The 11916-nt window shown below is 68.6% G+C and carries 13 protein-coding genes; 7 read left to right on the forward strand and 6 right to left on the reverse strand.

Translation table 11 applies throughout. From position 1 onward, the window contains the following. Nucleotides 1–12: 12 nt before the first annotated feature. The 3 genes from nagA to VJT49_RS10835 are packed head-to-tail and all read left to right on the forward strand — an operon-like array spanning nucleotide 13 to nucleotide 2278. On the forward strand, nucleotides 13–1161 hold the full coding sequence (gene nagA, locus VJT49_RS10825) for an N-acetylglucosamine-6-phosphate deacetylase (protein WP_414635902.1): 1149 nt from the start codon (nucleotides 13–15) through the stop codon (nucleotides 1159–1161). Between the two features lie 55 nt (nucleotides 1162–1216). After that, a complete protein-coding gene (locus VJT49_RS10830) occupies nucleotides 1217–1513 on the forward strand; it encodes a hypothetical protein (protein ID WP_324164619.1) in 297 nt (98 codons plus the stop codon). A gap of 54 nt (nucleotides 1514–1567) precedes the next feature. Beyond that, entirely contained in the window at nucleotides 1568–2278 is a 711-nt protein-coding gene (locus VJT49_RS10835; RefSeq protein ID WP_324164620.1) for a DedA family protein, read from the forward strand. Between the two features lie 2 nt (nucleotides 2279–2280). On the opposite strand, the gene VJT49_RS10840 is transcribed toward VJT49_RS10835, so the two are convergent. Beyond that, entirely contained in the window at nucleotides 2281–3669 is a 1389-nt protein-coding gene (locus tag VJT49_RS10840; protein WP_324164621.1) for an FAD-binding oxidoreductase, read from the reverse strand. Between the two features lie 61 nt (nucleotides 3670–3730). Next, a complete protein-coding gene (locus tag VJT49_RS10845) occupies nucleotides 3731–4156 on the reverse strand; it encodes a PPOX class F420-dependent oxidoreductase (RefSeq protein WP_324164622.1) in 426 nt (141 codons plus the stop codon). Nucleotides 4157–4407: 251 nt separating this feature from the next. Between VJT49_RS10845 and VJT49_RS10850 the strand changes: the two genes are divergently transcribed. From VJT49_RS10850 to VJT49_RS10865, 4 genes are all read left to right on the forward strand, one after another. Beyond that, on the forward strand, nucleotides 4408–4914 hold the full coding sequence (locus tag VJT49_RS10850; RefSeq protein ID WP_324164654.1) for a MarR family winged helix-turn-helix transcriptional regulator: 507 nt from the start codon (nucleotides 4408–4410) through the stop codon (nucleotides 4912–4914). A 3-nt stretch (nucleotides 4915–4917) separates the two neighbouring features. Then, complete coding sequence (locus tag VJT49_RS10855; protein ID WP_324164623.1) at nucleotides 4918–7509, forward strand: MFS transporter; 2592 nt, start codon at nucleotides 4918–4920, stop codon at nucleotides 7507–7509. Further along, a complete protein-coding gene (locus tag VJT49_RS10860; RefSeq protein WP_324164624.1) occupies nucleotides 7506–8327 on the forward strand; it encodes a YceI family protein in 822 nt (273 codons plus the stop codon). The genes VJT49_RS10855 and VJT49_RS10860 overlap by 4 nt, the downstream gene beginning before the upstream one ends. A gap of 124 nt (nucleotides 8328–8451) precedes the next feature. Then, nucleotides 8452–9111, forward strand: coding sequence for a DedA family protein (locus tag VJT49_RS10865; RefSeq protein WP_324164625.1), 660 nt, complete (start codon nucleotides 8452–8454; stop codon nucleotides 9109–9111). A gap of 2 nt (nucleotides 9112–9113) precedes the next feature. On the opposite strand, the gene VJT49_RS10870 is transcribed toward VJT49_RS10865, so the two are convergent. The 4 genes from VJT49_RS10870 to VJT49_RS10885 form a co-directional block, all read right to left on the reverse strand. Further along, a complete protein-coding gene (locus VJT49_RS10870) occupies nucleotides 9114–9527 on the reverse strand; it encodes a VOC family protein (protein WP_324164626.1) in 414 nt (137 codons plus the stop codon). A 120-nt stretch (nucleotides 9528–9647) separates the two neighbouring features. Further along, on the reverse strand, nucleotides 9648–10388 hold the full coding sequence (locus VJT49_RS10875) for an SDR family oxidoreductase (RefSeq protein WP_324164627.1): 741 nt from the start codon (nucleotides 10386–10388) through the stop codon (nucleotides 9648–9650). After that, nucleotides 10385–11017, reverse strand: a complete 633-nt coding sequence (locus VJT49_RS10880) for a nucleoside/nucleotide kinase family protein (RefSeq protein ID WP_324164628.1) — start codon at nucleotides 11015–11017, stop codon at nucleotides 10385–10387. The genes VJT49_RS10875 and VJT49_RS10880 overlap by 4 nt, the downstream gene beginning before the upstream one ends. Then, nucleotides 11004–11873, reverse strand: coding sequence for a PfkB family carbohydrate kinase (locus tag VJT49_RS10885; RefSeq protein ID WP_324164629.1), 870 nt, complete (start codon nucleotides 11871–11873; stop codon nucleotides 11004–11006). Before VJT49_RS10885 ends, VJT49_RS10880 begins: the two co-directional genes overlap by 14 nt. Between the last annotated feature and the right edge of the window lie 43 nt (nucleotides 11874–11916).

The following is an 11916-nucleotide window of genomic DNA, read 5'->3' on the forward strand; positions in this document are numbered from 1 at the left end:
TTAGACCAATATATGCTGAAGCACGTGACGGATCTCGTGCTCACCGGCGGTAAGCTGGCGCTCCCTGAAGGTTTGGTCAACGGCGGATGGCTGGCCGTGGCCGGCGGGCTCATCTCGGGTGTCGGGACCGGGACACCCCCACCCGGCGAGCATCTCGACGTGTCCGGCCTGCTCGTCGTGCCCGGCTTCATCGACACCCATTGTCACGGCGGTGGCGGCGGCTCGTTCTCCAGCGTCGACCCGAAGGAGATCAGCCGCGCGATCGCGGCACACCGGCGTCACGGCACCACGACGATGCTGGCCAGCCTGGTCTCCGAGCCGGTCCGCGCACTGGTCAACCAGGAGGCGGCGCTGCGCGAGCTGGTCGAGGACGGTGAGCTGGCCGGGATCCACCTCGAAGGCCCGTTCCTCGCGGCCGCCCGGTGCGGTGCGCACGACCCAGGCCTGCTGCTGGAACCGGACGCACCCACCGTCGACGCGCTGATCCGCGCCGGCCATGGGGCGGTCCGCATGGTCACCCTCGCCCCGGAGCTGACCGGGGGCGTCCGCGCCGTGCGGCAGCTGGTCGACGCCGGGGTGATCGCGGCGATCGGGCACACCGACGGCACCGAAGAGCAGATCCGGCCCGCGATCGACGCGGGCGCGACCGTCGGCACGCACCTGTTCAACGGCATGCGCCCGCTGCACCACCGCGAGCCGGGGCCGATCGGCGCGCTGCTCGACGACGAGCGCGTCACCATCGAGCTCATCTGTGACCTCGTGCACGTCCACCCGACCGCGTTGCGCCTCGCCGCGAAGTACGCGGGCCGCGGCCGGACCGTGCTGGTCACCGACGCGATGTCGGCGACCGATGCCGCCGACGGCCGCTACCAGCTGGGCAGGCTGGAGGTCGACGTCCGGGACGGCGTCGCCACGCTCGCCGACACCGGGTCACTCGCGGGCAGCACCCTCACCATGGACGTCGCGTTCCGTAACCTGGTCCGCGCTGCCGGGCTAAGCATCCCGGACGCGGTGCGCGCGACCTCCGGCCGTCCCGCGGAGCTGATCGGCGTCGCCGACCGCACCGGTTCGCTGCGCACCGGCCTCGACGCCGATCTCGTCGTCATGGACGAGGAGTTGCGGCCCGTCCGCATTCTCCGGCGGGGAGAGTGGATCAGTTGACCTTTGCCTCGCAACCTTTACCTCACCTCCTGGCCGACGCACTATCCTGTTCAGCGTGACCGAGGCCCAGGACCCCGAGCGGTTGCTGGCCGACGCCCTGCGCGCCCAGGCGAGGAGCGCACCCCCGACCGGCCCCGTGCCGGAAATTCCGCAGCAGTTCGGGCTGCTTTCCGGCCCCGACGCGGGCCCGTTGGAACGCGAGCGGGCCGCGCTGGGGCCACCGACCGTGCAACACCCGGTCACGCGGCCCACGCCGGTGCCGTCATCGCTGCCCCCGTACTGGGTCCTGTTGCTCGCCGTGCTGCTCGGGCTGGCGACGGGATCGGTGATCGGCCTGATCACGCTGCTGTAGGCCGGTCCGAGTCCCACAGACCGCACACAGCGTGAGCCTGTACCGTTTCCAGGTGTGATCCTCGCCGAGACCACGACCACACTGGCTCTGATGCCCAAGTGGTTCAACCCGGAGTACCTGCTCACCCAGTTCGGTGCGTACGTGATCATCGGGTTGTGCCTGGTCATCTTCATCGAAAGCAGCGTCTTCCCGGTCCTGCCGGGTGACTCGCTGCTGTTCACCGCCGGTCTGTTCGTGGCGCAGGGCTCGATTCACGCGCCGCTGTGGCTGGTCTGCCTGGTGGTGACGGTGGCCGCGTTGCTCGGCAACGTGGTCGGTTACTTCATCGGGTACAAGGCGGGCCCGGCGCTGTTCAAGAGACCGGATTCCCGGTTCTTCAAACAGGAGTACGTGGACAAGACCCACGCGTTCCTGGAAAAGCACGGCCCGAAGGCGGTCATCCTGGCCCGGTTCGTCCCGTTCGTGCGGACCTTCATCACCTGGATCGCCGGCATCGGCCGGATGGACGCCAAGAAGTACTTCACCTACACCGTGATCGGCGGCATCCTGTGGGCGGCCGGTATCACCGCGCTGGGTCACCTGCTGGGCAACATCTCGTTCATCAAGAACAACATCGAGGCGATCTTCATCCTGATCGTCCTGGTCTCGGTGCTCCCCATCGTGATCGAGTGGGCGCGCAACCGCCGTGGCCGGGCGGCCGCGGAGGTTGCGCCCATGGAGTCCGACGCCGAGGTCACCCAGCGGATCCCGCGGATCGACCGGTAGAGCTAGCGGGAAAACATCGAGCCCGGGTTGAACAGGTTCTCCGGGTCGAGGGCCTGCTTGATCTGGCGGTGGACGCGCATGCCGACCGGCCCGATCTCGCGCTCCAGCCAGTCCTTCTTGATCTTGCCGACGCCGTGCTCGCCGGTCACGGTGCCACCCAGCGACAGGCCGACTTCGAGGATGTCGTCGAACGCCCGGCGGGCCCGGGCGAACTCGTCTTCGGAATCCGGCGCGTAGACGATCGTCGGATGCATGTTCCCGTCACCGGCGTGCCCCACGACCGCGATGCGCAGCCCGACCTCCTCGCTGATCCGCTGACAACCCGCGATCAACTCGGCGATCCGGGTTCGTGGCACGCACACGTCGTCGGTCAGCCACACGCCGTACCGTTCGAGCGCGGTGAGCACGACCCGGCGGGCCTGCAGCAACATCTTTCCTTCGGCCAGGTCGTCGGTGGCGTAGACCATGGTGGCCCCGCAGTCGGCGCAGATCTGCTCCAGTACCGCGAGATCCCGCCGGGCGGCCTCGCCACCGGCATCCGACTGGCACAGCAGGAGCGCCTGGCAGTCCGAGCCGGCGCCGAGGTCGGTGTTGAGATAGGACTCGGCGGCCTTGATCGAGCTGGCGTCCATGATCTCCATGAGCGAGGGCACCAGGCCCTCCCGCACCACCCGCGCCACGGCCTGCCCGGCCGCCTCGGTGGTGTCGAACCCGGCAACGAGGGTGCCGGGTGCCTGGGGCAGCGGGCGCAGGGCCAGCGTGGCCTGGGTGATCACGCCGAGGGTGCCTTCGCTGCCGACGAACAGCTTCGCCAGGTCGTATCCGGCCACGCCCTTCACCGTGCGCCTGCCGGTCTTCAACAGTGAGCCGTCGGCGAGCACGACTTCCAGGCCCAGCACGGAATCGGTGGTCACGCCGTACTTCACGCAGCACAGCCCGCCCGCGTTGGTGGAAAGGTTGCCGCCGATCGTGCACCAGTCGTAGCTGGAGGGATCCGGTGGATAGAACAACCCGTGCTTCTCCACGGCGTTGCGGAAGTCGAGGTTGACCACGCCCGGTTGCACCACGGCGAGCCGGTTGCCCGCGTCGATCTCCAGGACCTTGTCGAACCTGGTCATCACGAGCATCACGCAGCCGTCGATCGCGTTCGCCGCGCCGGACAGACCACTGCCCGCGCCGCGCGGCACGATGGGCACCCTGGCCTTCGCGCAGGCGCGCACCGTCGCCTGCACGCCGGCCACGTCCGAGGGCAGCGCCACGGCGAGCGGTCGCCCGGATGGGGCCAACGGCATCATGTCGCGCGAATAGCCGCCGGTGACGTCGGCGTCGATGAGGACGGCGTCCTTGCCGAGCGCTTCGCGGAGTTCGGTCAGCAGCGCTGCAGAGCACATGCGTCACATGGTAGATACCACGCTCCGCGATATGGAAGAACTCTTCCGTAGTGCGGTCGTACTACTGGACCATCCCGATCACCCGGTCGACTCGGATCCGCAGGACCAGTCGTTTGTCGGCGACCATCGCGGCGCGGTACTCGTCCCAGTCCGGGTGTTCGCCACGGACCTTCCGGTACAGGTCGACAAGTTCCTCGACCGTTTCGTCGTGCGGGTCGGCGGCGACCTCCGGCAGCTCCGCGATGCCTTCGGCCACCGCGTAGGACCAGCCGTCTTCGCTGCTGACCTGGAAGCTCGCGCGCGGATCCCGGCGGAGGTTGCGGGTCTTGGCCCGGCCGTCGGTGATCGAGACCAGGATCTTGCCGCTGTCCGGGTCGTAGTAGTGGCTGACGTTGGACAGCTGCGGCCTGCCGTCCCGCTTGATGGTCGCGAGCACGCCGAACGGACGGGTGCGGATGAGGTCGTGGAGCGCCGAAGCATCGGTCATGCTCGAGATTGTCCTACGCCTTCGTTTGGAGAGTTTCCCTTCCGTGCGACGGCTCGCCGGACGGGTCCGGCGTGACTGCCGCGGGGTGGTGCGGAGTGCCGGTAAATCAGTTGCGTTGGGCAACTAAAGTGTTCTGTGACACAGCGCGACATATTTGGTGGCGCAACCCACCACCCGGGTGACATCCTTGCGCTAGGCAACTAGTTGTAGTGGACAAGTAAGATTTTCGAACGGGGAAGGGGTGATGTATGATGGCGTTTCCCGTGCGTGAAGAGCCCGCGGCGGCCGACGAACGCGCCACCGCCGACGAGTTGGGTGTCCAGCTCGTCCGCCTGTTGCGGATGGTCAACAAGGCGAAGTCGCCGGTCGCCAAGCTGGGCCCGGACGGTATCGAGCGGGCCGCTTACGCGATCCTGTTCCACCTCGTCCACGACGGTCCGCAACGGACCAGCAAAGTCGCCGAGTCGCTGCACGCGGAGATCTCCACGATCAGCAGGCAGAGCAGCACACTGGTGCAGCAAGGCTGGGTGGAGCGCCAGGCCGACCCCGAGGACGGGCGCGCCTGCGTGCTCGCTCCGACCGCGGAGGGGCTTCGCGTGTTCGAGGAGAACCGCAGGCAACGCAACAAATGGCTGGCGAAGGTGCTGGCCGACTGGTCGGACGAAGACCGCCACACGCTCAACGAACTCCTCGACCGGCTCATCTCCGACATCGAGGCGCGCACGCCACAACTCGCCGACCAGACCAAGGGGGCTTAACGCATGACGAGTTCCACCCGACAACCGTGGGTGTCCCAGGGAGGCGTGCTCGCCGAAACGGGACCCAGGCTGTCCCACCGGCAGATCCTCACCATCCTGTCCGGCCTGCTGCTGGGCATGTTCCTGGCGGCGCTGGACCAGACAATCGTGGCCGCCGCGATCGTCCGGATCGCCAACGACCTCAACGGCTACGACCTGCAGGCGTGGGCCACCACCGCGTACCTGATCACCGCGACCATCGCGACACCCATCTACGGCAAGCTCTCCGACATCTACGGGCGCAAACCGTTCTACCTGATCGCCATCACCATCTTCGTGATCGGTTCGGCCGCCTGTTCGTTCTCGTCGTCGATGTACATGCTGGCCGGCTTCCGGGCGCTCCAGGGCCTCGGCGCCGGTGGCCTGATGTCGCTGGCGATGACCATCATCGCCGACATCACACCGCCTCGCGAGCGGGCCCGGTACCAGGCCTACTTCATGATGGTATGGGGCATTTCCACCGTGCTCGGCCCGGTGCTGGGTGGTTTCTTCTCCGGTCTGAACTCCCTGGCCGGCATCGACGGCTGGCGCTGGGTCTTCCTGATCAACGTCCCGATCGCCGCGCTGGCGCTGTTCGTGGTGGCGAAGGTGCTCAACGTGCCGCACGAGCGGCGCAGGCAGCGCATCGACTGGTGGGGCGGACTCGCGCTGGCCACCTGCGTGGTGCCGCTGCTGCTCGTCGCCGAACAGGGCCGCACCTGGGGCTGGGGCTCCACGAACGCGGTGATCTGCTACGCGATCGCGGCCTTCGGCCTGGTGCTGTTCCTGTTCGTCGAGTACGTGATGAAGGAAGCGGCGCTCATCCCGTTGCGGCTGTTCAAGAACGCGACCTTCGGCGTGGCGATCATCGGCGGCGTGATCGTCGGTGTCGCGATGTTCGGCGGCATCACCATGATCCCGCAGTACATGCAGGTGGTCCGGGGTTACTCGCCCACCGCGGCCGGCCTGCTCACACTTCCGCTGATGCTCGGCATCATGAGCGGTTCGATGATCTCCGGTCAGGTCACCACGAGGACCGGGCGCTACAAGTTCCTGCCGGTGGTCGGCACCTTCGTCATCGCCATCGGCATGGTGCTGTTCGCGCAGGTTCACTACAACAGCGTGCTGTGGCAGCCGCTGGTCTACATGTTGATCATCGGCTGGGGCCTCGGTGGCTGTATGCAGACGCTGATCATCGCCGCGCAGAACGCGGGACCGCGCCGGGACATGGGTGTGTCCACCGCGACGGCCACGTTCTCCCGGCAGATCGGCGGTACCCTCGGCGTCGCGATCTTCCTGACCATCTTCCTCAACGCGTTGCCGACCAAGATCTCCGAGGCCTTCGGCGGCAAGCTGCCCGCCGGGTTCTCCGGCGGAGCGATCAACCAGCTGCAGTCCAACACCAGCGGCATCAGCTCGCTGCCGGACGCGGTCAAGGCCCCGGTCCTGACCGGGTTCACCAACTCGCTGCATCTCGTCTTCTACGCCGCGGCGGGGATCGCGTTGCTGGCCTGCCTGGTGCTGATGTTCATGAAGGAGATCCCGCTGAAGGGCGGGCCCGTTCCGGCCGCGCTCGTCGAAGGCGGCGAAGCGCTGCTCAAGAACGACAACATGGCCGCCGCGGTCAGTGTCGAGGAGAACGAGCCCGAGCCGCGCCCGGAGCTTGTCGGAGCGGGAGTCGGGCGGCATGCCAAGGGGAGCGAGACCGGGAACGGCGAGTACAAGCTCGCCGCACGGACCGCGCCGATCACCAACTCGGCCGCGGGACTGAGCACCCCCGTGGAGACCGGGGAGCAGCCGATCACCGGGCATGTCCGCAGGCAGGACGGCAGCTCGATCGCGGGGGTCGCACTGACCCTGATCGACCAGGCGGGCCGGCAGGTGGCCCGGGCGACCGGCGGTGCCGACGGCGGTTACACCATCGGAGCCCCCCGCGCGGGCACCTACGTATTGATCGTGTCGGCGGCCGGACACCAGCCGCAGGCGGCCAGCGTGGTTGTCGGCCAGGGACTGGCGCGTCTCGACGTCACGCTGGTCGGTTCGGGTGGGCTGACCGGGGCGGTCCGGGTCGCGGGTCGTGGCACGCGGCTCGCCGGGGCGACCGTGACGCTGACCGACTCGCGTGGTGGGGTCACCGGCGCTTCCATCACCGGTGCCGATGGCACCTACTCGTTCAACGGGGTGGGCGCGGGCACGTACACGCTGGTGGCCAGTGCCGAAGGGATGCGCCCGATGGCGACCATGCTGACCCTGCCGGACAGCGGCCTGCTCAGCCAGGACGTCGAGCTGATCCCGGCGATCACGCTGTCGGGAACGGCGCGGACGGAAGGAGACCGCGTGGTGCCCGACGCGCGGATAACCGTGCTCGACGGCGAGGGCAACGTGGCCGCGGTGGCCAGGACCGACGGAGAAGGCCACTACGTCGTAAGCGACTTGCCCGAGGGCGAGTACACGGTCGTGGCCAGCGGATATCCGCCCGCGACGAGCCAGGTCTCGCTGCGGGGCGGCGCAGAGGCCGCACACGACGTGCGTCTCGGCTACGAGCAGGTGATCGACGACCTGGCGGATCAGTCATGACTGGTTTGCGGGCACGCATCGGCACCGCGGAAGGCTGGGCGGTGGAGAACGCGGTGCTCACGGTGACGGACATGAGCGGCCGGCAGGTCGCCCGCGCCGTCGCCGACGCCACGGGGGCGGTGGCCACCGAGCCACTGCCCCCGGGGACCTACACCGCCGTGGTCACCGCCGCGGGCTACACGCCGGTCGCCAAGACCGCCCAGATCTCCTCGGACGGCGGCGGGTCGCTGGACGAGGTGCCACTCGCGCCGGCGGCGGGCGCCATCGAACTCCCGCCGCCGGGACCGTGGACGATCGACCCGGTGCATTCGACGGTGGTGGCCACCGCCCTGCATCTCGGCATCGCCAGCGTCAAGGCCAGGTTCAGTGAGGTCGGCGGCCGGATCACGATCGGCAGGCCGGTCGAGCGGTCGTCGGTGCACGCCGAGATCAAGGCCGCCAGCATCGACACCGGCATCAAGATGCGGGACGACCACCTGCGCTCGCCGGACTTCCTGGACGTCGAGACCTACCCGACGATCGCGTTCGAGAGCAGCGGGCTGCGCCGGCGTGGGGCGGACACCTGGACGTTGGCCGGGGAGCTGACCCTGCACGGCGAGCGCCGCCCCGTGGAGCTCGAACTGACCTACGGCGGTTACGGGTCCGACGCGTGGGGCGGCGTGCGGGTGGCTTTCCACGCGGAAACCCAGCTGCACCGGAAGGATTTCGCGATCAACTACAACGCCATCGCGCGCGCCGGCGTGGCCGTGGTCGGCACGACGGTCAAGATCGAAATCGACATCGAAGCCGTTCAGGGCGAGTCCCTGCCCCAGATGTAGGTGATCGCGATCGGAGAACTCCGCGTGTTTCCATACCGTGAGCGGCCTGTGCCGAGGGTAACGGAAGCGGCAAACCGACCAATCGGATGAGTACTGCTAGTTGCCGCCACGTAGGCTTCGGGCCGTGAGTGTCGTTTCCGCCGCGCCCGAAGCCCTCGGCACGGGCTGGTTGAACACGGCCGGCCCGGTGCTGGTTTGGGTGATCGTGCTCAGCTTCGTGTTCGTGGAATGCGCGCTGATCATCGGCCTGTTCCTGCCCGGCGACTCGTTGCTGTTCGCCGCCGGGGTGGTGCTCGCCTCGCACGGCGCGCATTTCAACGCCTGGGCACTCTCGGTGGCGGCTTTGCTGGTCGCGGTGGTCGGCAACCAGGTCGGGTACTACATCGGGCGGCATACCGGGACCCGCTTCGTCGCCCGCCGTGGCGGCAAGGTGCTCACGCGTGAGCACCTCGACCGGGCCCGGAGTTTCCTCGACCGCAGAGGGTTTTTCGCCGTGGTCGCCGCGCGCTGGATCCCCTGGGTCCGGACGCTGGCGCCGCTCGTCGCCGGCGCGGCCCGCATGGACCCGCGGCGCTTCATGCTCGCGACCACGATCGGCGGTCTGCTGTGGGTGCCGACGCTCGTTCTCCTCGGCTACTACGGCGCCGGCCTGCTGGACTCGCTGCCGTGGGTCAAGACCGCGGCGGTCTGGCTTTCCGTGGGGTTCTTCGTGGCCGGGACGGGGTTCGGGATCATCCGGTACCGGCGGGAAATCCGCCGGCCGCTCGACGAGGGTGCCGCCTGAGTTCAGGACTCCCTTTCCGTCCAGACCTCGAGCTGGATCCCGTCCGGGTCGCGGAACACCACGACGGACGCGCCGGGCAGCGTGCGTGAGGCCGTGACAGGGGTGTACGTCACACTGTAGCCGGCCAGCCGCTGCTCCCATTCCTTGAGCTCGGCGAACGAGTCGACCTTGAACGCGACGTGATCGAGGCCCGTTCTTCGCTCGTCGAAGTCACCGCGCTCGGTGTCCGGGTGCTGCACCAGCACCACGGTGAACGCGTCCCCGGGCGCGCGAAGGTGCACCTTGCGGATCCCGCTCCCGGCGTCCTCGCGGCGGGCGATCTCCTTGAGGTCGAGTACCCGCTCGTACCACGGGACGCTGCGGTCCACGTCGGTCACCGTCAATGCCAGGTGATGCACGCTGGTCAGATTCGACATCCGGCTGGCTGATCCTTTCCGTTACCCCTTTACCGTCAGGCTACCTACCCGGCGTGTCAGCAAACGCTTACGAAATCGAATTGTGGATAACTCGTAAATTTATCCACAATCTGTGGATGGTCAGCGACCGCCGCTGACCTGCATGGTCGACCCGATCGTGAACGACGCTGCCGGGGAAAGCATCCACAGCACGGCTTCGGCGATCTCCTCGGGCCGCCCCGCCCGGCCGAGCGGGATGGCGTCGGCGGTGCGTTTCACCCGCTCGGGAAGTCCAGCCGCGGCATGGAACTCGGTGTCCACCAGCCCGGGCGACACCGCGTTCACCCGGATTCCCTCCCGTGCGACCTCCTGGGCGAGGCCGAAGGTCAGCGTTTCCACCGCCGCCTTGCTCGCCGCGTAGTGCACCCACTCGCCAGGAGAACCTCGATGCGCCGCGGTCGACGACACGTTGACGATGGCCCCGCCCGGCCCGCCGTAGCGGATGGACATCCGGCGCACCGCCTCCCGGCAGCACAGGAACACTCCGGTCACGTTGACGTCCAGGACCCGTCGGACGGTCTCGACGTCCTGCTCATCCAGGCGTCCCGGAGTGTTGCCGCTGATGCCGGCGTTGTTGACCAACCCCCGCAACGGACCGAGTTCGGCCGCCGTGTCGAAAAGTGTGCGAACGTCGTCCTCCGAGGACACGTCGCCCTGGACGGCGATCGCCTGGCGACCCCGCTGCCGGACCTGGTCGGCCACCTTGTCCGCCGCGGACGCGTCGGTGGCGTAGTTGATCACGATGTCGTATCCGCGGTCGGCCGCCAGCACGCAGATCGCCGCGCCGATGCCCCGGCCGCCGCCGGTGACGATCAAGGTCATATCGCGAAGTTTCGCAGCGGGAGGTCGCGCAGGACCAGGTCCGCGTGGTCGGCGGTGGACGCGATGAGATCGGCGTTGCGCTGGTCGGTGCCGAGCGCGCGTTGCCGTGCTTCGACCAGCGACCGCCCGTAGTGGCGGTGCCGCGTCACCAGGCGTTCGATCCGGTCGTGCTCGTCCGGGGCGAGGAACCAGACCTCGTCGAGCAGCCCACGCGCGTCACGCCACGGGTCGGCGTCGAGCAGCAGGTAGTTACCTTCGGTGATGACGAGCGGCACCTCCGGCGGCACCGGAACGGCGCCCGCGATCGGCTCTTCGATCTCGCGCCGGAACTCCGGGGCGTACACGGTCTCCTTCGCCTCCTTCAGCCGGCGCAGGAGATGGACGTAACCGTAGGCGTCGAAGGTGTCGGGAGCGCCCTTGCGCTCGGTGCGACCGAGTCGCCCCAGTTCCACCTGCGCGAGGTGAAACCCGTCCATGCCGACGACCACCGCCCGGTTGCCGAGTGCGCCGGCGAGGCTCCGGGCGAGTGTGGTCTTGCCGGACGCGGGCGAGCCCACGATCCCGAGGAGGCGCCGTCCGTCCTTCTTCGCCAGCGTTTCCGCTCTGGCCAGCAGGTCATCGAAGGTCATCGCACTCCTGGCGCACTTGTAGCGCACTCGTCCAGGCCCGTGGACCCACATGCCGCACCCGCTCCGCGGCCACCTCGTTGGCGAACCGGATCAACTCGGGCAACTTGAATTTCCCGACGCCGTAAGCGAGCGCGCCGTGCCAGACGTCACCGGCGGCGAGCGTGTCCCGTGTGGCCACCTTCGGCACGGGCAACTCACCCGCGCCGTCGGCGGTCCACCACCGCACCGGCTCCGGCCCGGCCGTGGTGATCACGACGGGCACGCCGCGCTCCCGCAGGTCCTTGCCGGGTGCCCTGAAGTGCGCCGAGCACGCGGCGATGTCGACCAGCGGCAGCAGGTCGTCGAGGACCGGTTTCCAGCTTCCGCCATCGAGGACCACGGGAATTCCGCGGGCGCGTGCCCACCGTGCGGCCGCGAGCGCCAGTTCCGGATGGTGTCCGTCCACCAGGACCGCGCTCACCTCCGGCAACTTGTCGACATGTTGCGCGGGGAACCGGTTGCGAGGTGTCGACAAGTCGCCGGCATTGCGGGAAACGACGGTGCGCTCGCCGTCGCGATCCCGGACGGCGACGGCGGAAACGGCAGGTGGTGCGCTCGAACCCGGGGCCACGTCCAGAACTTGGACGCCGCAGGCCGCCAGGTCATGGCGGGCGAACTCGGCCAGCGGGTGCGCGCCCAGGACGGTCACCAGCACGGCACGGCCGCCGAGCGCCGCCACCGTCACCGCCGCGTTCGTCGCCGGGCCCCCCGCGGCGACGTCGACCGAGCTCGACTGCACCTTCTCGCCAGGCGCAGGCAACTCGGCCACGCGCTGCACTACGTCGATCGTGCACAACCCAGCAAGAAGAACCGTCACGGCGAGAGTCCTTTGTGGATTGCCAACTCGACCACCTCGACCT

This window comes from Amycolatopsis sp. (assembly GCF_035276945.1).
GTDB lineage: Bacteria > Actinomycetota > Actinomycetes > Mycobacteriales > Pseudonocardiaceae > Amycolatopsis_E.